Genomic DNA, 26,163 nt, shown 5'->3' on the forward strand with positions numbered 1-26,163 from the left:
AAAGCACCATAATCCATGCTCAAACTTCGTCTCTGTCGTGCAGTCGTTCGCTCTTCCGAACCCCGGCGCCCCCCGCCCCCGGCGGGCGGGGGGCCGGCCCCCGGCCCCCCGCGGGGCCCCGGGCCCCGGTCGTGTGCCCTGGGGAACGCGCCGCCGGAAGATCCCTGAGCGAAGGGACCGCCCCATCCACGACGGCCGGTGTCAGCCCCTTGCGGGGGTACGGGCCAGCAGGGCCACCGGCCGGTCCCGGAAGAGGTCGCGGAGGGGGACCGGGGTGCCGCCCGGCCAGGTGTGGGGGGTGGGGGAGAGGCGGTCGGACCAGGGGCCCGGGGGGAGGGGGAGGGTGGTGTCCGACCAGCCGCCCGCGCGGTGCAGGCCGAGGGAGAGACGGGTGACCGCCGTGACCACCTCGCCCGTACGGCAGAAGGCCACACAGTGCCCGGCCGCGGGGCCCGCCGGGCGCAGCGGGACATAGGTGCCCGACGCGCCGAAGGCCTCCGGGCGCTCCCGGCGCAGCAGCAGTGCCGCCCGGGTGAGCGCGGTCTTCCCGTCCGGCTCCGGCGGGCTCAGCGGTGCCCGGTTGTCCGGGTCCACCAGGGCCCGCCAGTCGCTCTCGGTGCCCTGGTAGATGTCCGGCACACCCGCCATCGTGAGCTGGAGCAGGGTGGCGCCCAGGGCGTTGGTCCGGCCCGCCGCCTCCAGGTCGCGGGCGAACCGCCGCAGGGTGTGCTGGGGCGGGCCGGCGGGCCCGGCGTCGACGAAGCGGGCGAGGGCGCCCTCGTACCCGGGGTCGGGCTCCGCCCAGCCGGTGTGCAGGGCGGCCTCCCGCGCCCCCTTGAGCAGCGCCCCCCGCAGCCGGTCCGCCCAGGGCATGCCGAGTCCCAGCGCCGTCTGCCAGGCGGTCCAGGCGAGATGGGGGTCGGGCGCCCTGCCGCCCTCCGCCAGGGCGGACTCCTCGGTGATCCGCGCGAGGAAGTCGCCCCAGCGTTCGGGGCACTCGGAGAGCACCGCGATCCGCGCCCGGACATCGGCGCTGCGCTTGGTGTCATGGGTGGTCAGCACGGTGCCGGTGGTGGGCCAGTCACGGGCGATCCGCTCCCCGTACGCATGGAACTCCTCCGGGGTCACGGCGGGCGCCCCCGGATCCCCGCCCACCTCGTTGGCCGAGAGCAGCGGGGTGTACCGGTAGTAGGCGGTGTCCTCCACCGACTTGGCCCGCAGCGCCGCCGCGGTCTGGGCGAACCGCGCCCGGAAGGCGTCCCGGGAGGGGCTGCTCCCCAGCCGCCCCAGCGCGAGATCGCGCACCACGTCCACGGCGCCCGCCTCCTCCGGTACGGAGAAGGCCCCCTTGGCGCCCGCCGCGGCCGGCACGGTGAGCACCCCCTCGCCGCCGATCCGGTAGGGGCGGTACACCGGCACCCGGACCAGCAGCTCGCGGATGGCGGTGGTGAGCGCCCAGGGCGCGTGGTCGCGCAGGGCCAGATCCCCGGCGCAGACCCGTTCGGCGAGCCGGGTCAGCGTGTTCACCTCGGCGGCGAGGTCATGGGTGAGGAAGCGGTACGCGGCCCGGCGCACGGTCGCCTCCCAGTAGCCGCCCCGGTCCCCGGCGGCCCCGGTGAACTCCCGGTAGCGGCGGACCAGCTCCGGGAGCCCGGCCGGGTCGGTGAAGAGGCCGTCGATCCGGTGCAGGGCGTCGTACCCGGTGGTCCCGGCCACCGGCCAGCCCGGCGGCAGCCGTTCGTCCCCGGTGAGGATCTTCTCGACCACGGTCCAGCAGGCGCCGCCCACCGCCTCGTCCAGCCGCCGCAGATAGCCCTCCGGGTCGGCGAGGCCGTCGGGGTGGTCGACCCGCAGCCCCTCCACCACCCCGTCCCGGACCAGCTCGATCACCTTGGCGTGGGTGGCGTCGAAGACCTCCGGGTCCTCCACCCGTACCCCGATCAGCTGGGAGACGGTGAAGAACCTCCGATAGGTCAGCTCGGTGCGGCCCAGCCGCCACCAGGCGAGCCGGTACCACTGGGCGTCCAGCAGCTCCGGCAGGGGCAGCGCGGCGGTCGACGGCCGCAGCGGCAGCCGCAGCCCGCCGTGGTGGAGCACCTCCCCCTCGACCCGTGCGGCGGAGAGGTCCTCCGCGCCGATGGGCCGTGCCAGCAGGGGCAGCAGCACCCGGCCGCCGCCGGCCTCCCAGTCGATGTCGAACCAGCGGGCGTACGGCGAGGCGGGCCCGTCCCGCAGCACCTCCCAGAGGGCGGGGGTGTCCTGGGGGAGGGCGTACAGATGGTTGGGCACGATGTCGAGGACCAGACCGAGGCCATGGCCGCGCGCGGTCCGGGCGAGCGCCCGGAGCCCCCGTTCGCCGCCCAGCTCCTCCCGGACCCGGGTGGGGTCGGTGACGTCATAGCCGTGGGCCGATCCGGGCCGCGCCTCCAGGACCGGGGAGAGATGCAGATGGGAGACGCCGAGGGAGGCGAGCCGGGGTACGGCCGCCTCGGCGGCGGCGAACGGGAACGCGGGCTGGAGCTGGAGCCGGTAGGTGGCGGTGGGCGTGGGGGTCATGCAGGCGTACGTACCCCCTGGGGCGCGTTCCGTGTCATCCGGGGCGGGCCCGGTGTGCTCCGATCGGCCCGCTGCCGACTCTCCCGCACGACTCTCACGGTTCCCATGGCTCCCACGGCTCTCACCGGCCCCCTGGGGCGCGGGGCTCAGGGGCGGCTGAGCACCACCATGCTCCGCCCCGCCAGCGGCACCTTCTCCCCGGCCCGTACCTCCGGCCCCCCACCCGGGGGCACCCCCACCCGGCGGGCCGTGTCCACCACCGTCCGCCACCGGCTCCCCACCCCCTCCGGCACCACGAAGTCGAGATCGTCCGCGCCCGCGTTGAACATCAGCAGGAAGGAGTCGTCCCGGATCCGCTCGCCGCGCGGCCCTGGCTCCGAGATGGCGTTCCCGTTGAGGAAGACCGAGAGCGCCCCGGGGCGCGCCGCCTGCCAGTCCCGCTGGGTCATCGCGCCGCCCCGGGGGGTGAACCAGGCGATGTCCGTCAGCTCGGCCGGGCCGCCCTCCGCCGGTGCCCCCCGGAAGAAGCGCCGCCGCCGGAAGACGGGGTGGTCGCGGCGGAGCCACACCATCGCCCGGACGAACTCCAGGAGCGACTCCTCGCCGCGCTCCCCGGGTTCGGGCCAGCGCACCCAGGAGATCCGGTTGTCCTGGCAGTAGGCGTTGTTGTTGCCGTGCTGGGTCCGCCCGAACTCATCGCCGTGGCCGAGCATCGGCACCCCCTGCGAGAGCAGCAGGGTGGCGAGGAGATTGCGGGACTGCCGGTCCCGCAGCTCCCGTACCTCCGGGTCGTCGGTCTCCCCCTCGACTCCGCAGTTCCAGGAGCGGTTGTGGTTCTCGCCGTCCCGTCCGCCCTCGCCGTTGGCCTCGTTGTGCTTGCGGTCGTACGAGACCACATCGCGCAGGGTGAAGCCGTCGTGGCAGGTCACGAAGTTGATGGAGGCCAGCGGGCGGCGCCCGTCGTCCTGGTAGAGGTCGGAGGAGCCGGTGAGCCGGGAGCCGAACTCGGCGAGCGTACGGGGTGTACCGCGCCACATGTCCCGTACGGTGTCCCGGTACTTGCCGTTCCATTCGGTCCACAGCGGGGGGAAGTTGCCGACCTGATAGCCGCCCTCGCCCAGGTCCCAGGGCTCCGCGATCAGCTTCACCTGGCTGACCACCGGATCCTGCTGGACCAGGTCGAAGAAGGAGGAGAGCCGGTCCACCTCATGGAACTGCCGGGCCAGGGTCGCGGCCAGATCGAAGCGGAAGCCGTCCACCCGCATCTCGGTCACCCAGTACCGCAGCGAGTCCATCACCAGCTGGAGCACCTGGGGGCTGCTCATCCGCAGGGAGTTGCCGGTCCCGGTGGTGTCGGTGTAGTGGCGCCGGTTCTCGGCGAGCCGGTAGTACGAGGCATTGTCCAGACCCCGGAAGGAGAGGGTGGGACCGAGATGGCTCCCCTCGGCGGTGTGGTTGTAGACCACGTCCAGGATCACCTCGATCCCGGCCTGGTGCAGCGCCCGTACCGCGTGCTTGAACTCCAGGACCTGTTCGCCGCGCTCGCCCCAGGAGGCATAGGCGTTGTGCGGGGCGAAGAAGCCGATGGTGTTGTACCCCCAGTAGTTGGCGAGCCCCGCGTCCACCAGCCGGTGGTCGTCGACGAACTGATGGACCGGCATCAGCTCCAGGGTGGTGACGCCCAGCTCGGTCAGATGGGAGATCACGGCGGGGTGGGCCAGACCGGCGTAGGTGCCGCGCAGCTCCGGGGGCAGCTCCGGATGGAGCATCGTCAGCCCCTTCACATGGGCCTCGTAGATCACCGTACGGTGGTACTCCGTCCGGGGGGAGCGGTCGTCGCCCCAGTCGAAGTACGGGTTGACCACGACCGACGCCATCGTGTGCGGGGCGGAGTCGAGGTCGTTGCGGGAGTCGGGGCGGCCGAAGTGATAGCCGTAGAGGGACTCACCCCAGTGGATCCGCCCGCTCATCGCACGTGCGTACGGATCGAGGAGCAGTTTGGCGGAGTTGCAGCGCTGCCCCCGTTCGGGGGTGTACGGGCCGTGCACCCGGAAGCCGTACCGCTGACCCGGCATCACCCCGGGCAGATAGGCGTGCCGGACAAAGGCGTCCGTCTCCCGCAGCTCCACCCGGGACTCGGAGCCGTCGTCGTGCAGCAGACACAGATCGATCCGCCGCGCCGCCTCGGAGTACACGGCGAAGTTGGTCCCCACGCCGTCATAGGTGGCCCCGAGGGGGTACGCCTGTCCCGGCCAGAGCTGCATCGAGGGGTTCATCCCTTCTCGTACGGAACATATGGATCGTACGGTTCGTACGGGCATACCAGGCATACCGTTACTCAAGTAAACGATCGTGGCAAAGCTATCGCGATCCGGCATGTCGAGCCGTGGACGACGCGGTCAACCCGGGGTGCGTCCCGTCCCACCCAGGAGGGCGGTGCCCCCCGTCGCTATGAATCAGCTCACTCCCCACGACCCCGCCTGGCGGAACGTGCAACGGGCGCCCGCGAGTTGGGAACGGACCCGGCCGATCCTGCTGCGTCGGCCGCCGCTCGCGGAGTAGTCTTCCTTGATCGTTGGGTGGGGGACGGGAAGGCGGTGCGCGGGTGAGCGGAGGGCTGGAGCTGCCCCCCGGTGACACGGGTCACGACGGGGACTCCGGTGACGTTCCGCCCGGTGCGGTCTCCCTCGCCAGGCCGATGGAGATCGGGGCGGAGCTGGACTGGGACGAGGACGCCTGGAGCGAGGTGCGCACCCGCGCCCAGCGCGCCGGACGCGCCTACATCTGGCTCAACCTCGTCGAACAGCGGCTGCGCGCGGTGGTCGCCGCGGTCCTGCGGCCGATCTACGAGCCGGTCCACGGCGACGACTGGGTGGTGGCCGCGGCGGGCCCGGCGGGCCAGGAGTGGGTCCAGCGCGCGGTCGCGGTACGGGAGGTCTCCCGGCGCAAGGGCTATCTGCTGGACCCCGCCGACGACAATGTCCTCTCCTTCCTCACCCTGCCCCAGCTGCGCGAGCTGATGGTGCAGCACTGGCCCTGCTTCGAGCCGTACTTCGACGACCGGCGCGATGTGGAGCTGGCCCTGGACGAGCTGGAGGTCGCGCGCAATGTGGTCTCCCGCAACCGGGCGCTGAACGAGGCGGTCCTCGCCCAGGCGGAACGGGCCTCGGCCCGGCTGCTCGCCATCCTCGGCAGCGGCGGGGCCTCGGTGCCCTCCGCCGACCGGCTGCCGGTGGACGCGGTCGAGGACCTGGTGGGGGACCGGTACGCGGATGTCGTCTCGGTCCACCCCGACCGGGTGCGGCTCCAGCGCCAGCTCCCCGCCGAGGACCTCTTCGGCGGCGCCCGCCGGCTCGACGCCATCGGCATAGGCCTGAATCTGCTGGTCCAGAACTTCTCCGGACGGCGTCTTGTCCATCTCGCCGAGTCGGGCTGCCGGGTCCGGCTGCTCTTCCTCAACCCGGCGAGCAGCGCGGTCAAGCGGCGCGAGCGGGAGCTGGGCATCCGCAAGGGCGAGCTGAGCCGCACGGTGGAGATGAACATCCTCCATATGCGGCGGGTCCGCGCCCGGCTGCGCGACCCCGGCGCCTTCGAGATCCATGTCTTCGACGAGACCCCTCGCTTCACCGCCTATCTGGTGGACGGCGACGGGCCGGACGGGCTCGCCGTGGTGCAGACCTATCTCCGCAAGGCGCGCGGGATGGAGGCGCCGGTGCTGGTGCTGCGGGGCGGGGGGCGCTCCGTGGTCCGCGCGGGCGGGGACGCCGACCACGGGCTCTTCCAGACCTACCGGGAGGAGTTCGAGTCGGAGTGGGCCGACTCGCGGCCGGTCTCCTGAACACCCCGGGCCGACTCGCGCCCGGTCTCCGGAGCACCCGTCCCGGCGGCGGCCCGGTTGAGGTGCGGGCCGTCGGGGCAGCCGGGTGACAGGGGGTACTCCGGTGGGCTGTCAGTGGCCCATGGCAGGGTGAGTACCCGATGGGGGAACGCACCATGGAGGAGGGCCACGATGGCTTGGCACGGGGAACCGCTGATCGGCTTCGATCTGGAGACGACGGGTACCGATCCGCGCGAGGCACGGATCGTCACGGCGGCCGTGATCGAGGTCCGGGCGGGGGAGCCGGACCGCGCGCGGACCTGGCTGGCCGATCCCGGGGTCCCGATCCCGGAGGAGGCGTCGGCGATCCACGGCATCACCACCCGGCGGGCCGGGGCGGAGGGCCGCCCCGCGCCGGAGGTGGCCGATGAGATAGCCGCCGAGCTGTGCGGGCACTGGGCCCGGGGCGTCCCCGTGGTCGCGTACAACGCCGCCTTCGACCTCTCGCTGCTCTCCGCCGAGCTGCGCCGGTACGGACTGCCGTCGCTGAGCGACCGGCTGGGGGGCCGGCCCACCGGGCCGGTGATCGACCCGTACACCATCGACCGCGCGGTCGACCGCTATCGCCGGGGGAAGCGCACCCTGGAGGCGGTCTGCGCCGAGTACGGTGTGCGGCTGGACGCCGCGCACGAGGCCACCGCGGACGCCCTCGCGGCGGTCCGGGTGGCGCGGGCGGTCGCCGAGCGGCACCCCGCCGTCGCCGCGCTGGACCCGGACCGGCTGCACGACCGTCAGATCCAGTGGTACGCGGAGTGGGCGGCGGACTTCCAGGCGTTCCTCCGCCGCAAGGGCGAGACGGAGGCGGTGGTGGACCCCCACTGGCCGCTGCGCGAGCCCGCTCCCGTCGGAGCCTGACCGGGAGCGTCAAGCCCGGCGCGGGCCGGGAGCGGTCGGCCCCGCACCGGCCGGGCCTGTCCGAAGAGGCGGGGTCAGAAGGGATACCAGCGGACCTCGGGCCGGTCCTCCCGCAGGGAGGCCACCCGGCGGGCGAACTCCTCCCGGGCGCGCGGATTCGCCGGGGCGTGCTGCGCGACCCACGCACAGCTCGCCGTCTCCCGGGCCCCGCGCAGCACCCCGCACCCCTCCCACTCCCGTACATCCCAGCCGTACACCCGGGTGAAGCCGTCATAGGCCTCGGGCGCCAGCCCGTAGCGGTCCCGGGCCAGGGCCATCACCACCAGATCGTGCTCCCGCAGATCCGCCGAGAAGGTCTCCAGATCCACCAGGACCGGCCCGTCCGGCCCGATATGGACATTACGGGTGAGCGCGTCCCCATGGATGGGCCCCGGCGTCAGCCGGGGGGTGAGGGCCCCGGCCGCCTCGGCGAAGCCGTCCCGCCGGTCCCGCAGATAGGCCGCGTCCGCCGGGTCCACCGCGTCGCCCGCCAGCCGCAGCCAGCGCTCCACCCCGCCCAGCAGCTCCCGCCGGGGCAGCTCCACCGGCGCCGCCGGCAGGGCGTGCACCAGCCGCAGCAGCTCCGCCAGATCCTCCGGCGCGGCCGGGCGCACGGCCTCGGGCAGCCGCTCCCAGCGGGTCACGGGATGCCCCTCGACCAAATGGGCCACCGGCTCGGCGGGCCGCACCGCCGGGACCCCCGCCCCGGCCAGCCACGCCCCCACCGCGACCTCGCGCTCGGCCCGTGCCAGCAGCTCCGCCGAGCGGCCGACCTTGACCACCGTGTCACCCGAGGCGAAGACCGCGTTCTCGCCCAGCGCCAGCAGCGGCGCGTCCGCCGGTTCCCCCGCCGCCACCAGCACCTTCCGTGCCCGTGCCTCGTCCATGCTCCCTCTTTCCCGCGACATCCCGCGACTTCCCCGCCGACCGTTGCGAACAGGCCAAAGTCTGCCATCCGGACGAATCCTCCTTGACGCCCCGACCCCCCGTCCGCACGATGACCGTGGCCATGGCTGCCGGACCGGAGGGACACCGCCCCAAGGAGTCGACACCATGACAGCGACCGCCCCGGCACCTCCCCCCGACGCCGTACGGGACACCGCGCCGCCCCCCTCCCGTACCCGCCGGCGCGCCCGCCCGCTCGACCACGGCGCCTGGTTCCTGGTCCTTCCCGCCCTGCTGCCGATCCTGCTCCTCAGCGTCGGCCCGCTGCTCTACGGCATCTCCCTCGCCTTCACCGACGCCCAGGCCGGACGGACCGATCCCACCCAGTGGATCGGCCTCCTCAACTTCCGCGACCTCACCCAGGACACCCTCTTCCTGGAGTCCTTCGGCATCGGCCTGGTCTGGGCCGTCGGGGTCACCGTCCCCCAGTTCCTGCTCGCCCTCGGCCTCGCCCTCCTGCTCAACGAGGAGTTACGGCTGCGCTGGCTGGCCCGCGCCCTCGCGATCATCCCCTGGGCCATGCCCGAGGTGGCCGTCGCGGTCATGTGGCGGCTGGTCTACCACCCCGACGCGGGCATCCTCAACGAGACCCTGCGCGACCTCGGCCTCGGCGACGGCCACACCTGGCTGACCGGCCTCGGCACCGCACTGCCCGCCGTGATCGTCGTCGGGATCTGGGCCGGGCTGCCCACGACCACCGTCGCCCTGCTGGCCGGGCTCCAGAACACCTCCCGCGAACTCCATGAGGCCGCCGCCCTCGACGGTGCCGGCGCCTGGCGCCGCTTCACCACCGTCACCTGGCCCGCCCTGCGTCCCATCGCCCTCGCGATCACCGCACTCAACCTCATCTGGAACCTCAACGCCTTCGCCCTGGTGTACGTCCTCACCGGCGGCGGCCCCGGCGGCCGCACCCGCCTCCCCGCCCTCTTCGCCTACGAGGAGGCCTTCCGCTACGGACAGTTCGGCTATGCCGCCGCGATGGGCTGTGTGCTGGTCGCGGTGGTCTCCGTGGCCCTCGCGGTCCTTCTCGTGGGACGGCTCAGGGGAGGCGACGAGCGATGATCCGCACCCGACGGGCCGTACGGGCCGGACAGTACCTCGCCCTCACCGGCTATCTCCTCTTCCTCGCCCTGCCCTTCCTCTGGCTGGTCTCCCTCGCCTTCAAACCCGCCCGGGAGCTGGCCACCCTCCGCCCCACCTGGTTCCCCGCCGACCCCACCCTCGACAACTTCCGTACCGCCTTCGAGGAACAGCCCCTGCTGCGGGCGGCGGGCAACAGCCTGCTGGCCGCCGGGGGCGCCGCACTGATCTGTGTCCTCATCGCCACCCCGATGGCCTATGTGCTCGCCCGCCGCCGCTCCCGGCTCACCACGGCGGCCACCGGCTGGGTGGTGGTGAGCCAGGCGTTCCCCTTCGCCCTGGTGATCATCCCGCTCTTCCTGGTGCTGCGGAATCTGCGGCTGGTCGACTCCCTCGGCGGACTGGTCCTGGTCTATGTGGTGTGGGCGCTCCCCTTCGCGCTCTGGATGCTGATGGGGCATGTCCGCACCGTCCCCCGCGAACTGGAGGAGGCCGCCGCCGTCGACGGCGCGGGCCGGATCCGGACCCTGTTCAGCGTGGTCGCCCCGCTGCTCGCCCCCGGGATCGCCGCCACCGCCCTCTTCGCCTTCGTCATCGCCTGGAACGAGTTCTTCTTCGCCCTTGTCCTGCTCAAGTCCCCGGAACGGCAGACCCTGCCCGTGGTGCTCACCCACTTCATCGGCGCGGAGGGCGTGGCCGACCTCGGGCCGCTCGCCGCCGCCGCCTTCCTGGCCACCCTTCCCTCCCTGGTGGTCTTCGCCCTCATCCAGCGCCGGATCACCGGCGGGGTCGCCGCCGGGGCGGTGCGCGGCTGATGCGCCCGGCCCCCCGCCCCCACCTCCGCCCTCGTACCCGTACCCGTATCCGGATCGGCGACCGCACCCGTACCCGGAGCCGTCGTACCGCCACGGTCCTCGCCGCCGTCCTCGCCCTGCTGCTCACCGGCTGCGCCCGGGACGACGACCGCCGCCGCGCCGACGGCACCATCGAACTCCGCTTCCACTCCCTCGCCTGGCAGAAGGAGTCCGTCGACGCCACCAGGGCCCTGGTACGGGAGTGGAACGCCCGCAACCCCCGGGTCCAGGTCCGCTATGTCCAGGGCAGCTGGGACAGCGTTCACGACCAGCTGCTCACCTCCTTCGAGGGCGGCGAGGCGCCCGACATCGTGCACGACGCCGCCGACGACCTCGCCGACTTCGCCCACGGCGGCCACCTCGCCGATCTGCGGGGACTGCTCCCCGCCCGGCTCACCGCCGACATCCCCGCCGCGAGCTGGGAGACCACCACCTTCGGCGAGGGCGTCTACGGCGTCCCCTTCCTCCAGGAACCCCGGGTGATCATCGCCAACCGGACGGTACTGAAGGCGTCGGGGGTCCGGATCCCCACCCCGGACCGCCCCTGGAGCTGGCCCGAGTTCCGCCGGGTCGCCCGCGCGCTGACCGCCTTCCTGGGCGAGGGGCGGTACGCGGTCGCCTGGCCGCTGCGGGAACCCGTCTCCGTCACCCTCAATCTGGGCCTCTCGGCGGGCGGCCGGCTCTTCCACCGGGAGCCCGGCGGGAAGACCCGGATCCGCTTCACCGACGCGGACGCGATCGTCCCCGACACCATCAACGCCCAGGTGGTCCATGACCGCACCGCCGCCCGCGCCACCCTCGGCGGCGGTGGCTTCGACGCCCTGCCCGGCTTCTTCGGCGGCCGGTACGCGATGGTCCCGCTCGGCTTCTCCTACCGCCAGCAGATCGCGCAACAGGCCCCCGAGGGCTTCGACTGGATGGTCCTCCCCCCGCCCGCCGGGCCCGCCGGATCCCTCCAGGGGGTGAGCCCGCAGACCCTCTCGATCGCCGCCGCCACCCCGTTCAAGAAGGAGGCGGCCCGCTTCATCGACTTCCTGCTCCGCCCCCCGAACATGGTCCGCCTGGCCCGGGGCGACTGGATGCTGCCGACCGGCACCCGCGCCCTGGCCCACCCCTCGCTGCGCACCGCCGAGCACGGCTGGGCCACCGGCGCGGCGCTCGCCCGGCATCTGCGGACGGCCCCGGCCCCCTCGGTCCGGGGCTACCCGGAGTGGAAGGACAAGGTCGCCACCCCCTCGTACCAGGAGTTCTACAGCGGCGCGATCGACCGGGAGGAGCTGGAGAGACGGCTGGTGAAGGACGGGAATCTGGTGCTCGCCCGCTATCAGCGCTGAGCACCGGGGGAAATAAGTTGCACGAGACGTCTCGTCTCGTTAACCTCGGGTACATGACCGAACGACAGCGCGCCCATATCGCCATGTTCTCCATCGCCGCCCCCGGCCATGTGAACCCCAGCCTGGAGGTCATGCGGGAGCTGGTCGCGCGTGGCCACCGGGTCAGCTACGCCATCCCCGCCTCCTTCGCCGACCGGGTCGCCGCCACCGGGGCCGAGCCGGTGATCTATGAATCCACGCTCCCCACCGAGGACGACCCGGACGCCTGGGGCACCGAGCTGATCGACAACATCGAGCCCTTCCTGCGGGACGCGATCCAGGTCCTGCCACAGCTGGTCGAGGCGTTCGAGGGCGATGAGCCCGATCTGGTGCTCCATGACATCACCGCGTACCCGGCGCCGGTCCTGGCGCACCGCTGGGGCGTCCCCGCCGTCTCGCTCTGGCCCAACCTCGTGCCCTGGGAGGGGTATGAGGAGGAGGTGGCCGAGCCGATGTTCGCCGAGCTGAAGGCGAGCGAGCGCGGCCGGGCGTACTACGCCCGCTTCCGTGAGTGGCTCGCCGCGAACGACCTGGCGGGGATCGAGCCGGACCGGCTGGCCAGCCGCCCCCGGCGGGGCGTGGTCCTGATCCCCCGGGCGCTCCAGCCCCACGCCGACCGGGTCGACGGGTCGGTCTTCACCTTTGTCGGCGGATGCCAGGGTGCCCGTGCGGAGCAGCCGGAGTGGCAGCGGCCGCCCGGCGCCGACAAGGTGGCGCTGGTCTCGCTCGGTTCGTCCTTCACCAAGGTGCCCCGCTTCTACCGGGAGTGTCTGAAGGCCTTCGCCGGTCTGCCCGACTGGCATCTGGTGCTCCAGGTGGGCAAGCATGTCTCGCCGGAGGAGCTGGGGGAGATCCCGCCCAATGCCGAGGTGCACCGCTGGGTCTCCCAGCTGTCGATCCTGCGGCAGGCGGATGTCTTTGTGACCCATGCGGGAGCGGGCGGCAGCCAGGAGGGGCTGGCCACCGCGACCCCGATGATCGCCGTCCCGCAGGCCGTCGACCAGTTCGGCAATGCGGACATGCTGGTCGCGCTGGGGGTGGCCCGGCGGCTGGACTCCGACACCGCGACGGCGGGGGAGCTGCGCGACGCGGTCCTGGAGCTGACCGGGGATCCGGCCGTCGCGGCGGAGCTGGCCCGGATCCAGGAGGGGATGGCCCGGGAGGGCGGCACCCTGCACGCCGCCGATCTGATCGAGGCGGAACTGCCGTCGCCCACCGCCGGCTGAGCCGGCGGGGTGTGCCCTCGGGCCCGGTTTCCCCTCGGGGAGCCGGGCCCGAGGGCTGTCGGAAACCCGGCCTTCACCGGCCGGACATCCGCCCGACATGCCCTGGCCGCACGGTAGTTAGGGGTTCCGGGAGGGGAGCGGAGTCCGTTCTGCTCGACCAGGGATGATTTTTCATTACATAACCTTGTTGCAAAAATCACACCTGATCGGATTGCTTGATCTGACCACGTCAGATGGGTGAGGGTCGGGGCAGCCCCTCGGGACCCCCCGCCCGCGGGGACCGGTGGCTCCACGCCCTTCCCCCACGGGGCGTGGAGCCGCCCCATCGTGCCTGCTTACCCTGATCCCCATGACGACCAAGCGGTACGCGGCCCTGTTGCGCGGGGTCAATGTCGGTGGCCGACGCAAACTTCCCATGGCCGAGCTGCGGGACCTGCTCACCGGGCTGGGGTACACCGGGGTCGCCACCCATCTCCAGAGCGGCAACGCCTTCTTCACCACCGGGGCCACCGATGAGGCCGTCCTCGCCCAGGCTTTGGAGGACGCGGTCGAGCGGCGGTTCGGCTTCCGTGCCGGGTGTGTGGTGCGGGATGCCGCCTATCTGCGGGCCGTCGTGGACGGCTGCCCCTTCCCGGCGGCGGAGCTGGAGCCCCGGCAGCTCCATGTCACCTATTTCTCCGCCCCGGTGACCGAGGGGCGCTTCGCCGCCGTCGACCCCGCGCGCTTCGCACCCGAGGAGTTCCGCCTCGGCGACCGGGCGCTCTATCTCCTCGCCCCGGACGGACTCGGCCGCAGCGCCCTGGCGGACACCCTGGCCCGGCCCGCCCTGCTCAAGGGCCTGGTCGCCACCACCCGTAACTGGAACACCGTCCGCGCGCTGGCCGACCGTACCGAGGACTGACGGAGCCGACCGCACCGAGGGCCGACCGGGCCCGGGCCGGGTCTCAGCGGCGGCGCGAGCGACGGCGCCAGACGAAGCCGCCGGGCAGCCGTACCGCCACCCCGTTCCGGCCATGGCTGTCCCGGGTCAGATGGGCCCGCCGCCCGCCCAGCCGCAGCGACCAGCCGTGCGGGCCGACATGCAGATGAAGGATCTTCGGGATCAGGGTGATCCGCTTGTGGTAATGGAACGGCATGGGGGCCTCCTTTCCTCCAGGGTGCCCCGTACACCCCCGGTATGTGTCACCGTACGGCCACACCTCCGTCACCGCGGCCGGCACCCCGGGCGCGCCGGAGGAGCCGAGGGGTGTACGGGGGAGGGGGAAAGAGAGGAAGGGGAGGGGAAGGGTCAGGCGGGGACCGCGAGCGTCCCCGGGAGCCGGGTGGCCTGGCCGGGCGCCACCGTGCGGCGGTCCCGTACCGCCGTGTCGTAGCGCAGCAGCAGCAGCCGGGCCAGCTCCGGGGCCGGGCCGAGCACACCGGCCAGCACATCGGCCTCCCGCGCCCCCTCGGCGATCCGGTCCGGGAGCCGGCCGGGGGCGATGACCAGCGGGGCCACCGCCACCCGGGCACAGCCGTCCCCGCGCAGCGAACGCACCACGTCCTCGGTGCGCGGGGGGCAGGCGGAGGCGAACGCGGGTCGCACGGTGCACCAACCGGTGCGCCTCAGCTCCCGCGCCATGTCTGCGATCACCACGATCGCCTCCGGGTCGGAAGAGCCCGCCGAGGCCAGGACCAGCCCCGTCGAGCGTCGGTCGGCGGGGCTCAGTCCCGCCTCCCACAGCCGCCGCTCCACCGCCGAGAGCAGCAGGGGCGACGGCCCGAGCACTCCCGCCTGCCGGATCCGCAGCCGGGGCAGCCGTGCCCCGGCCTCCCGCAGCACCTGCGGGATGTCCGACTTGGCGTGGAAGGCCCGGGTCAGCAGCAGCGGTACGGCGATGACCTCCTCGGCGCCGTCGGCGGCGAGCCGCTCCAGCACCCGGGGCACCGACGGCGCGTTGAAGTCCAGGAACGCCGTCTCCATCCGCTGCCCCGGGCGCAGCGCGCGGGCCCGGCGCAGCAGGGCGTGGACGGTGGCCGCGTGCCGGGGGTCGCGGCTGCCGTGGGCGACGGCCAGAAGGACGGGACGGGACATGACGCCGCTCAGCTCTGCTCGTGGGTGAGTGGGTAGGTGGTGCGGGTAGTGCAGGTGGTGCGGGTGCTTCGGGCGGGTGGCCCGGGGATCAGGACTTGACCAGCAGTCCGCGTCCCCGCAGCACCGCGCGCTCCAGCGGGCTGAAGAGCAGCAGATCGATGGCGATACCGACGATCAGGATCAGCAGGATCGCCAGGAACACCCCGGGCATGTCGGAGTTGTTGCGGCCGTTCTCCAGCAACTGTCCGAGGCCCAGCCCCAGATCGGGCGAGGAGGCGATGATCTCGGCCGCCATCAGGGACCGCCAGGAGAAGGCCCAGCCCTGCTTGAGACCGGCCACATAGCCGGGCAGCGCGGCGGGCATCACGATGTACCAGGTGCCCTTGAGCCCGGTGGCGCCCAGCGTGCGGCCCGCCCGCAGGAAGAGCGGCGGTACCTGGTCCACACCCGAGACCAGACCGTTGGCGATGGAGGGCACCGCGCCCAGGAGGATCACCGCGTACATCATCTGGTTGTTCAGCCCCAGCCAGATCACCGCGGGCGGGACCCAGGCCACCGACGGCAGCGACTGGAGCCCGGAGAGGATCGGGCCGAGCGCCGCCCGGATGAACTTCACCCGGGCGACCAGCAGCCCCAGCGGGGTGCCGATGGCGAGCGCCAGAAGGAAGCCGAGCAGACCGCGGGAGACACTGGTCCAGACGACCTCCAGCAGGGTGCCCTGGACCCAGAGCCGGGAGACGCTGTCCCAGACCGCCGAGGGCGCGGGCAGACTGGCCTGGTCGGTGACCTCCGCCCAGACCAGCAGCTGCCAGACGGCGAGGACCAGGGCCACCGCGGAGAGCGGCGGCAGCACCTTCTGGACCAGCACCTGGCTCACCGGGGTGCGCTGGTGCTGCACCGTCTCCAGCGCGTCGAGCCCGGCCTCCAGACCGGCGAGATCGTCCGACTCGCCTTTTCGTACCTTGGCGGTGTCAGTGCTGGCCATGTCGGCGGATCTCCCCACGCAGTTCTTCAGTGATCTCGATGGACAGTTCGGCCACCGCGGCGTCCTCGATCCGGCGCGGCTGCTCGATGCCGACCTCCCACTCGCGGGCGATCCGGCCCGGCCGGGAGGACAGCAGCACCACCCGCTCGGCCAGCCGGACCGCCTCCCGGACGTTGTGGGTGACGAAGAGCACCGACAGCCGGGTCTCCCGCCAGATCCGGGTCAGCTCGTCATGGAGCACATCCCGGGTGATGGCGTCGAGCGCCGCGAAGGGCTCGTCCATCAGCAGCAGCTGGCTGTCCTGGGCGAGCGCCCGGGCGAGCGCCACCCGCTGGCGCATACCGCCGGACAGCTCGTGCACCCGCTTGCGGTAGGCGTCGCCGAGCCGGACCAGCTCCAGCAGCCGCTCCGCCTCCGGACGGCGTTCGTTCTTGGGCACCCCGCGCAGCCGCAGCGCCAGTTCGATGTTCTTGCCCGCCGTCAGCCACGGGAAGAGCGCGTGCTCCTGGAACATCAGCGCCGGGCGGCCGGCGGTGGTGATGGTGCCCGCGGTGGGGGCGTCGAGCCCGGCCACCAGATTGAGCAGGGTGGACTTTCCGCAGCCCGACGCCCCCAGGAGGGTGACGAACTCCCCCGGGGCGACATCGAGACTGATGTCGTCCAGGACGAGCTGCCCCCCCGCGGGACCCGTGAAGGACTTCGAGACATGCTCGATACGGGCCGCGGGCTCGGCCGTCGTACGGTCCTCGGCCTGGTCCTTGGTGAGGGTGGCCATGGTCGTCACCTCCTGGGAACGGGAATGTGCTGCGGGATTTACTGGACGCCGAGATCGGCGTCGGAGACCTCGGACTTACCCTCGGACTTCAGGATCTTGTTGAGGGTCCGCAGGTCGTAGATGCCCTTGAGGTCGGGCTTCTCCAGCAGACCGGCCTTGACGGCGTAGTCGGCCTGCGTCCGGAGGGTGGTGGCCAGCGGGTCGTCGGTGAACTGGATGGACGGCCACGCGGGGTCGATGATCTCGGCGGGCAGCGCCTTGCCGGTGAGCTTCTCCAGCCGGGTGTTGGCCGAGGCCTTGGCCTTCTCCGGGTTGGCGTTGATCCAGGCGTTGGTCTTCACCGAGCCGCGCACCACGGCCTCGACCACATCGGGGTGCTTCGCCAGGAACTTCTGCGACACGATGATGTGGGTGATCACGAACTTCTTGTCCGGCCAGAGCGTCGACTCGTCGAGCAGCACCTTGGCCCCCTGGCTGACCAGGCGGGACGCGGTCGGCTCCGGCACCCAGGCGCCGTCGATGGAGCCGGCGGCATAGGCATCGGGGGTGATCTTGTTGTCGCTGCGGACGACGAGGACATCGCCCTTGCCGCTCTGGGCGTCGGTCTTCCAGCCCCGCTCGGCGATCCAGTTGAGGAAGGAGACGTCCTGGGTGTTGCCGAGCTGCGGCGTGGCTATGCGCTTGCCCCGCAGATCGTCCAGCTTCTTGATCTTCTTCGGGTTGACGACCAGCTTCACCCCGCCGGAGGCGGAACCGGCCACGACCCGCAGATTCTTCCCCTGCGACTTGGTGAAGCCGTTGATGGCGGGGGAGGGGCCGATGAAGCCGATGTCGATGGAGCCCGCGTTCAGCGCCTCGATCTCGGACGGCCCGGCGTTGAAGGTGGTGGAGGTGAGTCTGGTGCCGCCCAGCTCTCTCTGGAGGATGCCCTCCTGCTCACCGACCAGGGCGGTGGCATGGGTCAGATTGGGGAAGTACCCCAGCCGCACGGTGTCCGCCGAGAGCTTCTTGCCGGTGGCCTTCGCGGCGGGCTCGTCGTCCTTCTTCTCGGAGCCGTAGCCGCAGGAGGCGAGCGCCCCGATCAGCAGGGGCAGGGCCGCGGCGGCGACGGCGCCACGGCGCAGGGTGGTACGGATGGCAGGCACGGAGGGCGTTCCTCTCGTAAACCACGGCGCGGACGTCCCAGGGACGCGGCCGGGTATGCGGTACGGGTGGGTTTTCGGTGCTGACGGGTGTGGTCAGAGGCGGTTATCGCGCACATCGCGCCACACCTCCCGAACCCGCGCCGAGGGTGCCGCTGCCCACCCGGCCGCCCTCTTTGGCGAAGGTGGCGAAGGCATCGGTCGTCATCAGAAGTTCCACCCGGATTCCTCATCGGTCGTGGTGGTGGTGGTGCGGGCGGTGCTCGCGAACGAGTCGCCCGCCATCCCGGCGGCCAGCGTGGTGCCGTCCGCGGGGTCGATCAGCAGAAACGAGCCGGTGCGCCGGGAGTCGGCGTACGCGTCCAGCGCCAGCGGCTCGGCGGTGCGCACCTGGACCCGGCCGATGTCATTGGCCACGAGCCGGTCCGGGGCGGGGGACTGGGAGAGATCGTCCAGGGCGAGCCGGGAGGGGATCTCCTTCACGATCGCCTTCACCGTACGGGTGGTGTGCTTCAGCAGCACCCGCTGGCCCACCGTCAGCGGCCGGTCGGCCAGATGGCAGACGGTCGCCTCGATGTCCTGGCTGGTCGCCGGGGCGTCGTCGGCGGGGACCAGGAGATCCCCGCGCGAGATGTCCAGATCGTCTTCGAGCAGCAGCGACACCGACTGCGGTGTCCAGGCGATGTCCACGGACCGGCCCAGCAGATCGATCCCGGCGATGGTCGACGTACGCCCCGAGGGCAGCACCCGTACCCGCTCGCCGACCCGGAAGGTCCCGGCGGCGATCTGGCCCGCGTACCCCCGGTAGTCGGGGTGCTCGGCGGTCTGCGGGCGGATCACGTACTGCACCGGGAAGCGGGCGTGGCAGCCGGTCAGATCATGGCTGACCGGCACCGTCTCCAGGTGCTCCAGGACGGTGGGGCCGCCGTACCAGTCCATATGGGCCGACGGGTCCACCACATTGTCCCCGGCGAGCGCGGAGATGGGGATCGCGGTGATCTCCGGGACGCCCAGCTCCGAGGCGTACGCGGTGAACTCCTCGGCGATGGAGGCGAAGGCGGACTCCGCGTACCCCACCAGGTCCATCTTGTTGACGGCGAGCACCACATGCGGGACCCGCAGCAGCGCCGCGACGGCGGCGTGCCGGCGGGTCTGCTCGACCACCCCGTTGCGCGCGTCCACCAGGACCACGGCCAGCTCCGCCGTGGAGGCGCCGGTCACCATGTTCCGGGTGTACTGCACATGACCGGGGGTGTCGGCCAGGATGAACCGCCGCCGTGCGGTGGCGAAGTAGCGGTAGGCCACATCGATGGTGATGCCCTGCTCCCGCTCGGCCCGCAGGCCGTCGGTGAGCAGCGCCAGGTCGGGCCCCTGCCGGCCACGGGCGCGGGAGGCGTGCTCCACCGCCTCCAGCTGGTCGCTCAGGACCGACTTGGAGTCATGCAGCAGCCGTCCCACCAGGGTGGACTTTCCGTCGTCCACGGAACCGGCGGTGGCGAACCGCAGCAGGGTGGTCGCGGAGAGCTGTTCGGTCGCAGAGGTCATGGCTAGAAGTACCCTTCGCGTTTGCGGTCTTCCATCGCCGCCTCGGAGAGCTTGTCGTCGGCGCGGGTCGCCCCGCGCTCGGTGAGCCGGGAGGCGGCGATCTCCGCGATCACCGCGTCCAGGGTGGTGGCGTCGGAGTCCACCGCACCGGTGCAGGACATGTCACCGACGGTGCGGTAGCGGATCAGCCGCCGCTCCACCGGCTCGGACTCCTTGGGGCCGCCCCACTCGCCGCCGGTCAGCCACATCCCGTTGCGGGAGAAGACCTCCCGCTCATGGGCGAAGTAGATCGACGGCAGCTCGATCCCCTCACGGTCGATGTACTGCCACACATCCAGCTCGGTCCAGTTGGAGAGCGGGAAGACCCGGACATGCTCCCCGGGCGCGTGCCGCCCGTTGTAGAGCTGCCACAGCTCGGGGCGCTGGCGGCGGGGGTCCCACTGGGAGAACTCGTCCCGCAGCGAGAACACCCGCTCCTTGGCCCGGGCCTTCTCCTCGTCCCGGCGGCCACCGCCGAACACCGCGTCGAAGCGGTGCTCCTGGATCGCCTCGGTGAGCGGCACCGTCTGGAGCGGATTGCGGGTGCCGTCCGGGCGCTCCCGCAGGGTGCCCGCGTCGATGTACTCCTGGACGGAGGCGACCAGCAGCCGCAGCCCATGACGGGCGACGGTGCTGTCCCGGTACTCCAGGACCTCGGGGAAGTTGTGCCCGGTGTCCACATGCAGCAGCGAGAACGGCACCGTGGCCGGCGCGAACGCCTTCAGCGCCAGATGCAGCATGACGATGGAGTCCTTGCCGCCGGAGAAGAGGATCACCGGCCGCTCGAACTCGCCCGCCACCTCGCGGAAGATATGTACCGCCTCGGATTCCAGGGCGTCCAGATGGGACAGCGCGTACGGGCTGTCCTCGCCCGGCTCCGCCGCCCCGGTGACCGCGGTGGTGTGCCGGCTCTCGCTCACAGAACGCCCCTCTCGGCGAGCAGCGCGTAGAGCGCGCCCGCGGACTCCTCGACGGTCTGGTGCTGGGACTCGATCCGCAGATCCGGTGCGACGGGCGCCTCATAGGGGTCGTCGACGCCGGTCAGCCCGCTGATCTCACCGGCCGCCTGCTTGGCGTACAGACCCTTCACATCCCGCTCGGAGCAGACCTCCACCGGGGTGGCCACATGGATCTCCGCGTAGACGGTGCCCTCGGCGGCGTGACGTTTCCGTACCGCCTCCCGGCTGTCGGCGTAGGGCGCGATCACCGGGACGAGGACGACGACACCGTTCGAGGCCAGCAGCTCGGCGACAAAGCCGATCCGCCGCACATTGAGGTCCCGGTCCGCGCGGCTGAAGCCCAGCCCGGCGGAGAGGAACTCCCGGATCTCGTCGCCGTCCAGCACCTCGGTGCGCCGGCCCTCGGCCCGCAGCCGCTCGGCGAGCGTCCGGGCGATGGTGGTCTTGCCCGCGCTCGGCAGCCCGGTGAGCCAGATGGTGGCCCCAGTCACGTCCCGCTCCTGTTCTGGCCGGCGGATCTCCCGCTCGGCGGTCATCCGTGCAGCCCGCATTCGGTCTTGCCCCGGCCGGCCCAGCGGCCGGCCCGGGCGTCCTCGCCCTCCCGCACCCGGCGGGTGCAGGGGGCGCAGCCCACGGAGGCATAGCCGTCCATGAGCAGCGGGTTGGTCAGCACTCCGTGCTCGATCACATAGCTGTCCACGTCGTCCTGGGTCCAGCGGGCGATGGGGGAGACCTTCACCTTGCCCCGGCGCTGGTCCCAGCCGACGACGGGGGTGTTCGCCCGGGTGGGGGACTCGTCCCGGCGCAGCCCGGTCGCCCAGGCGTCGTACCCGGTCAGCCCCTCCTCCAGCGGCCGTACCTTGCGCAGGGCGCAGCAGAGGTCCGGGTCCCGGTCATGGAGCCGGGGCCCGTGCTCGGCGTCCTGCTCGGCGACCGACTGCCGGGGGTGGAGCGTGATCAGCCGTACGTCCATCACCGCCTCGACCGCGTCCCGGGTGCCGATGGTCTCCGGGAAGTGGTAGCCGGTGTCCAGGAAGACGACATCGACGCCGGGCAGCGCCCGGGAGGCGAGATGGGCGACGACGGCGTCCTCCATGGAGGAGGTGACGCAGAAGCGGGGGCCGAAGGTCTCGGCGGCCCAGCCGAGGATCTCCAGGGCGGAGGCGTCCTCCAGCTCGCGTCCGGCCCGCTCGGCGAGGATCCGGTGGCCGGTCTCCTCGGTGACCGTCATATCGCGTTCCCGTCGAGCGGCGCGGACGAGGTACGGGTGACGCCCCGGGCCAGCAGCCCGAGGTACTTCAGCTGGAAGGCCCGGTTGCAGGCGGCGCACTCCCAGGCGCCGTGGCCCTGCTCGCTGGGGCGCAGATCCTCGTCGCCGCAGTAGGGGCAGTAGAACGGCGCGGCCCGCTCACTCATGGCTGTGCCTCTCTGTTCCTGGGGCGGTGCGGTCGGTTTCCGGCGGGTCGGGGGTACGGCCTTCGCGCTCATGACAGGGACTCGTCGGAGGCGCGGGCGGCCCAGGTGGCGAACCGCTCGCCGTCCTCGCGCTGTTCCTGGAAGCGCAGGAGCACCCGCTCGACATAGTCGGGGAGTTCGGCGGAGGTCACCTTCAGTCCGCGGACCTTGCGGCCGAAGCCGGCCTCCAGCCCGAGGGCGCCGCCGAGGTGCACCTGGAAGCCCTCGACCTGGTTGCCGTCGTCGTCCAGGACGAGCTGTCCCTTGAGACCGATGTCCGCCACCTGGATACGGGCGCACGCGTTGGGGCAGCCGTTGATGTTGATGGTGATCGGCTCGGCGAAGTCGGGGATCCGGCGCTCCAGTTCATCGATGAGCGAGGCGCCCCGGGCCTTGGTCTCCACGATCGCCAGCTTGCAGAACTCGATCCCGGTGCAGGCCATGGTGCCGCGCCGGAACGGGGAGGGGTTCACCCGCAGGCCCAGCGCCTCCAACCCGGCGGTCAGGGACTCGACCCGGGACTCCTCGATGTCCAGGACGATCATCTTCTGCTCGGCGGTGGTGCGCACCCGGCCCGAGCCGTGGTTCTCCGCCAGTTCCGCGATCTTGGTGAGGATGGTGCCGTCCACCCGGCCCACGCGCGGGGCGAAGCCGACGTAGTAGCGGCCGTCCTTCTGCCGGTGGACGCCGACATGGTCGCGCCAGCGGGCGACGGGCTGCTCGGGGGCGGGGCCGTCGGCGAGCTTGCGCAGCAGATACTGGTCCTCCAGGATCTGCCGGAACTTCTCCGCGCCCCAGTCGGCGATCAGGAACTTGATCCGGGCGCGGTTGCGCAGCCGGCGGTAGCCGTAGTCGCGGAAGATGGAGATGACGCCCTCGTAGACATCGGGCACCTCCTCCAGCGAGACCCAGGTGCCGAGGCGTACGCCGATCTTGGGGTTGGTGGAGAGTCCGCCGCCGACCCAGACATCGAAGCCGGGGCCCAGCTCGGGGTGGTTCACCCCGACGAAGGCCATGTCGTTGATCTCATGGGCCACATCGAGCTGGGGCGAGCCGGAGATCGCGGACTTGAACTTACGGGGGAGGTTGGAGAAGTCCTTGTTGCCGACGATCCGGCGGTAGATCTCGTCGATGGCGGGGGTGCCGTCGATGATCTCGTCCTCGGCGATGCCCGCGACGGGCGAACCGAGGATCACCCGGGGGGTGTCACCGCACGCCTCGGTGGTGGAGAGACCCACGGCTTCGAGGCGGCGCCAGATCTCCGGCATGTCCTCGATCCGGATCCAGTGGTACTGGATGTTCTGCCGGTCGGTGATGTCGGCGGTGCCCCGGGCGAACTCCTGGGAGATCTCGCCGATGACCCGGAGTTGAGCGGTCGTCAGCCGGCCGCCGTCGATACGGACCCGGAGCATGAAGTACTTGTCGTCCAGCTCCTCCGGCTCCAGGATCGCGGTCTTGCCGCCGTCGATGCCGGGCTTGCGCTGGGTGTACAGACCCCACCAGCGCATCCGTCCGCGAAGGTCGGCGCCGTCGATGGAGTCGAAGCCGCGCTTGGAGTAGATCGTCTCAATACGTGTCCGCACATTGAGACCGTCGTCGTCTCTCTTGGCCTGCTCGTTGGCGTTGAGGGGCGTCATATGCCCCACGGCCCACTGACCCTCGCCGCGGTGTCGTCCAGTTCTGCGGCGGGAAGCGGCCGGGGCGGGCTTCTCAGGGGTGGCGGCCATGGTGATGTGTCCTTCGGGGCGGGCAGGAGGGCGGCTCTGAGCTGCACACCCGCGGCTGGGCGCGGCGGTGCGCAGGGCAGGTGATCAGACGGAACGCGAGAACGGCTCGGACAGGGAACGCAGTCGGGCGACGCTGCGGGATCTGCGGGGGAGCGGAGGCCTGAAGGGCTGAGTGCGCGGCGGTGCTGGGCTGTCAGCAGGCGGGACAGATGGCGCTGGACACGCGGACGAGATCGACGTGGCGCCGACTCACCAGGGCAATTCCAGCTTCAGACATGGCGGAAGCCTGTCATGGCAATCGGACGCCAGTCCACCTTCGTCCGTATCTCGGACAGCATTATCCCGAATGGTGAGATTCGCTGGCGGGCCCGGAACCCCGGCCGCGCGGTCGCCGCCCCCTCTGACCGGTGCCGCGACCCCTGAGGGGCGGGGGATACGGAGCCCGGGGTACGACAACGGCGGGGCAGGGCGCCGTGCGCCCCGGCCCCGCCGTGATGGCGGCGATTTTCAGCCGGTCGTACCGCTGTTCACACCCTCAGGAGCCCCGGAGGCCCCGTCCGCCCCGGGCGCGCCGGATCCTTCGGACACGCCGGATCCCTCGGCCGGCAGGGCGCCGGGCCAGGGGCCGGGCGTCGCCACGAGCGGCTCGTCGGCGACCGAGGTGTCGAAGAGGGTGAAGCCCCGGCGCTCGTAGTTGGCCATGGCGTGCGGGCCGTCCAGGGAGCAGGTGTGCACCCACACCCGCTTGGTCGGCGTCAGTCCGGGCCACCGCTCGGCCAGGTCCCAGGCGCGGGCCGTCGCGTACGAGAGCAGATGCCCGCCGATCCGGCGCCCCCGGAACGCGGGTATCAGCCCGAAGTAGACGATCTCCACCGTGCCGTCGTCCTGCGCCTGGAGCTCCGTGTACCCGGCCGGGGTGCCCCGGTCGTACGCCACCCAGGTCTCGGTGCCGGGCCGGTCCAGGTGCTCCGTCCACTGCGCGTGGCTCAGCCCCAGCCGGTCGGTCCAGCGGACATCGCCGCCCACCGCCGTATAGAGGAACCGGCTGAACTCGGGCGACGGCACGGCCGCGCGCACGATCGTGATGTCCCCCTCGGGCACGGCGGCCGGACGCAGGTCGGCGGCGGACGTCTGCTCCAGGGACCAGGTGGTGACGGCGATGTTCATACAGGTCAGGGAAGCACGCCGGAGCGTTCCGGCCAAAGCCGGGGGGCCGGTACGGGCAGCGGTTCCGACGGCGGGCAGATCCCGGAGGGGTGGCAGGGGAGGGGCGCGACGGCGGGGGCGCCGGTCCCCCGGCTCCAGCCGGGCTCCCGGGGCTCACCGGGCCGGGGCGGCGCGGTGCCGCCCGGCGGCGGGACCGTCTCCACCTCGACCCCGTCGGCGAACCGGTAGGGACGGCTCGCCAGTACGGGCGCCAGATAGCGGCGCAGCCGGGAGAACTCCGCCCGGACCGTCACCGTGCGCGTCGGGTCGGCGAAGAGGTCGGCCGCCAGCTCGGCCGCGCTCCGCCCGCCCGGGTGGAGCGCCAGCGCGGCCAGCAGCTCGGCATGGCGCGGGCTCAGCTCATGGGTCCAGCTCCCGGCCTCGCCCCGGACCGTGACCGAGGGCCGGGGGGAGCCGAGGTCCAGGACCACCCGGGCGGCGTACCCCGACCGGGTGGCGGGCTCCGCCACCCGCAGCAGCCACCCGCCGGGCAGCGGCTCCATCGAGCACATCCCCAGCGACGGCAGCCACACCCGGCCGTCCGGCGGCGCGTGCGGCAGCGTCAGCCGGCCCGGCGGCGGCATCCCGATCACCGCCGCCGTCCAGCCGTGGGCGTCCACCGCGAGCGCCCGGCCGTCGAGCCGCCCCAGCAGCGGCGCCGCGCTGGAGCGCAGCCGTTCCAGACCGGCGAAGTGGTGCCGGCGCAGCTCCGCCTCGGCGAGCCGGGCCACCGAGGTCACCAGCGCCAGCAGGGTCGGATGCCCGGTGGAGACGGGGCCGCTGACATTGACCACGCCGAGCGGCCGGCCGTCCCGGGGATCGGTGACCGGGGCGCCCGCACAGGTCCAGCTGCGGTGGACGGCGAGGAAGTGCTCGGCCGCGTGCACCTGGATCGGCTGACCGGTGACCAGGGCGGTGCCCACGCCATTGGTCCCGATGCTCTCCTCGGTGAGATCGGCGCCGGGCACAAAGCCATGGGCGTCGGCCTTGCGCCGGACGCCCGCGTCCCCCTCGCGCCAGAGCATCCGGCCGTCGGCGTCGGCGACGATCATGACCAGGCGGGCGGCCTCGGCGACGGAGACCAGACCGGACCGCAGCACATCGAGGACCTCGCCCAGCGGGGACTCCTGGCGGCGCCGCTCCACCTCGTCGTGGGGCAGCATCCCCGCCCGCCGGGCCCGGCCCGGGTCCAGGCCATGGCGGTGCAGCCGCCGCCAGGACTCCTCGATCTCGGCGCGGTGCCCGGCACCGGCCGTGCACGGTCCCCGGGGCGGGCGGCGGGCCGCCGGGTCCCCGGGCACGAGATCGGGCGGGTCGAGCGGTGTGGTCGGCACGCGGGGGTCCCTCCAGCGCGGTCATGCGGCGCGGGGCCGCTCGGGGGAGCGGTCGCCGGGACCGTTCCCGGTGGCTGCAACCCTCTGCAACCCTCGCGCGGGGGTCTGCTTCGGTAC

At 72.5% G+C, this 26,163-nt stretch carries 23 protein-coding genes and 1 pseudogene; 7 read left to right on the top strand and 17 right to left on the bottom strand.

Annotated elements, in window-relative coordinates; genetic code table 11:
* Positions 1–201: 201 nt before the first annotated feature.
* Together treY and glgX are read right to left on the bottom strand one after the other, a co-directional pair.
* Positions 202–2,556: a malto-oligosyltrehalose synthase gene (treY, locus tag ABT354_RS16440; protein ID WP_351494130.1), complete on the bottom strand. Its 2,355-nt coding sequence runs from the start codon at positions 2,554–2,556 to the stop codon at positions 202–204.
* Between the two features lie 146 nt (positions 2,557–2,702).
* Positions 2,703–4,820, bottom strand: coding sequence for a glycogen debranching protein GlgX (gene glgX / locus ABT354_RS16445; protein WP_351494132.1), 2,118 nt, complete (start codon positions 4,818–4,820; stop codon positions 2,703–2,705).
* A 341-nt stretch (positions 4,821–5,161) separates the two neighbouring features.
* On the opposite strand from glgX, the gene ABT354_RS16450 reads away from it, so the two are divergent.
* Both ABT354_RS16450 and ABT354_RS16455 read left to right on the top strand, forming a co-directional pair.
* Positions 5,162–6,394 (top strand): DUF5919 domain-containing protein, encoded by a 1,233-nt coding sequence (locus tag ABT354_RS16450; protein WP_351494134.1) that lies wholly within the window; start codon positions 5,162–5,164, stop codon positions 6,392–6,394.
* Positions 6,395–6,565: 171 nt separating this feature from the next.
* Entirely contained in the window at positions 6,566–7,288 is a 723-nt protein-coding gene (locus tag ABT354_RS16455) for a 3'-5' exonuclease (RefSeq protein WP_351494136.1), read from the top strand.
* Between the two features lie 74 nt (positions 7,289–7,362).
* Here ABT354_RS16455 and ABT354_RS16460 read toward each other — a convergent pair whose 3' ends face one another.
* Positions 7,363–8,214 (bottom strand): phosphotransferase enzyme family protein, encoded by an 852-nt coding sequence (locus ABT354_RS16460; protein WP_351494138.1) that lies wholly within the window; start codon positions 8,212–8,214, stop codon positions 7,363–7,365.
* Positions 8,215–8,380: 166 nt separating this feature from the next.
* Between ABT354_RS16460 and ABT354_RS16465 the strand changes: the two genes are divergently transcribed.
* From ABT354_RS16465 to ABT354_RS16485, 5 genes are all read left to right on the top strand, one after another.
* A complete protein-coding gene (locus ABT354_RS16465; RefSeq protein ID WP_351494140.1) occupies positions 8,381–9,334 on the top strand; it encodes a carbohydrate ABC transporter permease in 954 nt (317 codons plus the stop codon).
* The gene (locus ABT354_RS16470) at positions 9,331–10,167 is read left to right on the top strand and encodes a carbohydrate ABC transporter permease (protein ID WP_351494142.1); all 837 of its coding nucleotides are present in this window, start codon (positions 9,331–9,333) and stop codon (positions 10,165–10,167) included. The genes ABT354_RS16465 and ABT354_RS16470 overlap by 4 nt, the downstream gene beginning before the upstream one ends.
* Positions 10,167–11,540, top strand: a complete 1,374-nt coding sequence (locus ABT354_RS16475) for an ABC transporter substrate-binding protein (protein WP_351494144.1) — start codon at positions 10,167–10,169, stop codon at positions 11,538–11,540. The genes ABT354_RS16470 and ABT354_RS16475 overlap by 1 nt, the downstream gene beginning before the upstream one ends.
* Before the next feature lie 53 nt (positions 11,541–11,593).
* On the top strand, positions 11,594–12,805 hold the full coding sequence (gene mgt / locus ABT354_RS16480) for a macrolide-inactivating glycosyltransferase (RefSeq protein ID WP_351494145.1): 1,212 nt from the start codon (positions 11,594–11,596) through the stop codon (positions 12,803–12,805).
* A 349-nt stretch (positions 12,806–13,154) separates the two neighbouring features.
* Positions 13,155–13,706, top strand: a complete 552-nt coding sequence (locus tag ABT354_RS16485) for a DUF1697 domain-containing protein (RefSeq protein WP_351494147.1) — start codon at positions 13,155–13,157, stop codon at positions 13,704–13,706.
* Positions 13,707–13,749: 43 nt separating this feature from the next.
* On the opposite strand, the gene ABT354_RS16490 is transcribed toward ABT354_RS16485, so the two are convergent.
* From ABT354_RS16490 to ABT354_RS16555, 14 genes and pseudogenes are all read right to left on the bottom strand, one after another.
* Positions 13,750–13,941: a DUF4236 domain-containing protein gene (locus ABT354_RS16490; protein WP_351494149.1), complete on the bottom strand. Its 192-nt coding sequence runs from the start codon at positions 13,939–13,941 to the stop codon at positions 13,750–13,752.
* 152 nt (positions 13,942–14,093) lie between these two features.
* A complete protein-coding gene (locus ABT354_RS16495; RefSeq protein WP_351494151.1) occupies positions 14,094–14,879 on the bottom strand; it encodes a sirohydrochlorin chelatase in 786 nt (261 codons plus the stop codon).
* An 88-nt stretch (positions 14,880–14,967) separates the two neighbouring features.
* Entirely contained in the window at positions 14,968–15,864 is an 897-nt protein-coding gene (locus ABT354_RS16500) for an ABC transporter permease (protein ID WP_351494153.1), read from the bottom strand.
* On the bottom strand, positions 15,851–16,639 hold the full coding sequence (locus ABT354_RS16505) for an ABC transporter ATP-binding protein (RefSeq protein ID WP_351494155.1): 789 nt from the start codon (positions 16,637–16,639) through the stop codon (positions 15,851–15,853). Before ABT354_RS16505 ends, ABT354_RS16500 begins: the two co-directional genes overlap by 14 nt.
* 38 nt (positions 16,640–16,677) lie before the next feature.
* Positions 16,678–17,784 (bottom strand): aliphatic sulfonate ABC transporter substrate-binding protein, encoded by a 1,107-nt coding sequence (locus ABT354_RS16510; RefSeq protein WP_351494157.1) that lies wholly within the window; start codon positions 17,782–17,784, stop codon positions 16,678–16,680.
* Between the two features lie 204 nt (positions 17,785–17,988).
* Positions 17,989–19,326 carry a sulfate adenylyltransferase subunit 1 gene (locus ABT354_RS16515; protein WP_351494159.1) on the bottom strand — a complete coding sequence of 446 codons (1,338 nt, stop codon included), beginning with the start codon at positions 19,324–19,326 and terminating at the stop codon, positions 17,989–17,991.
* 2 nt (positions 19,327–19,328) lie between these two features.
* Positions 19,329–20,285: a sulfate adenylyltransferase subunit CysD gene (cysD, locus tag ABT354_RS16520; protein WP_351494161.1), complete on the bottom strand. Its 957-nt coding sequence runs from the start codon at positions 20,283–20,285 to the stop codon at positions 19,329–19,331.
* Positions 20,282–20,875 (bottom strand): adenylyl-sulfate kinase, encoded by a 594-nt coding sequence (cysC, locus tag ABT354_RS16525; protein ID WP_351494163.1) that lies wholly within the window; start codon positions 20,873–20,875, stop codon positions 20,282–20,284. Before cysC ends, cysD begins: the two co-directional genes overlap by 4 nt.
* On the bottom strand, positions 20,857–21,555 hold the full coding sequence (locus tag ABT354_RS16530; protein WP_351494165.1) for a phosphoadenylyl-sulfate reductase: 699 nt from the start codon (positions 21,553–21,555) through the stop codon (positions 20,857–20,859). The genes cysC and ABT354_RS16530 overlap by 19 nt, the downstream gene beginning before the upstream one ends.
* Entirely contained in the window at positions 21,552–21,740 is a 189-nt protein-coding gene (locus tag ABT354_RS16535; protein ID WP_351494167.1) for a hypothetical protein, read from the bottom strand. The genes ABT354_RS16530 and ABT354_RS16535 overlap by 4 nt, the downstream gene beginning before the upstream one ends.
* Before the next feature lie 68 nt (positions 21,741–21,808).
* Positions 21,809–23,506 carry a nitrite/sulfite reductase gene (locus ABT354_RS16540; protein WP_351494169.1) on the bottom strand — a complete coding sequence of 566 codons (1,698 nt, stop codon included), beginning with the start codon at positions 23,504–23,506 and terminating at the stop codon, positions 21,809–21,811.
* Positions 23,507–23,699: 193 nt separating this feature from the next.
* Positions 23,700–23,783 carry a putative leader peptide gene (locus tag ABT354_RS16545; RefSeq protein WP_321167512.1) on the bottom strand — a complete coding sequence of 28 codons (84 nt, stop codon included), beginning with the start codon at positions 23,781–23,783 and terminating at the stop codon, positions 23,700–23,702.
* Between the two features lie 323 nt (positions 23,784–24,106).
* Positions 24,107–24,673: pseudogene (locus ABT354_RS16550) on the bottom strand (GNAT family N-acetyltransferase); the annotation flags it as partial.
* 5 nt (positions 24,674–24,678) lie between these two features.
* Complete coding sequence (locus ABT354_RS16555) at positions 24,679–26,046, bottom strand: GAF domain-containing protein (protein ID WP_351494171.1); 1,368 nt, start codon at positions 26,044–26,046, stop codon at positions 24,679–24,681.
* Positions 26,047–26,163: the final 117 nt, after the last annotated feature.

This window comes from Streptomyces sp. NPDC000594, from assembly GCF_040299965.1.
In the GTDB taxonomy this organism is placed as follows: Bacteria; Actinomycetota; Actinomycetes; order Streptomycetales; family Streptomycetaceae; genus Streptomyces.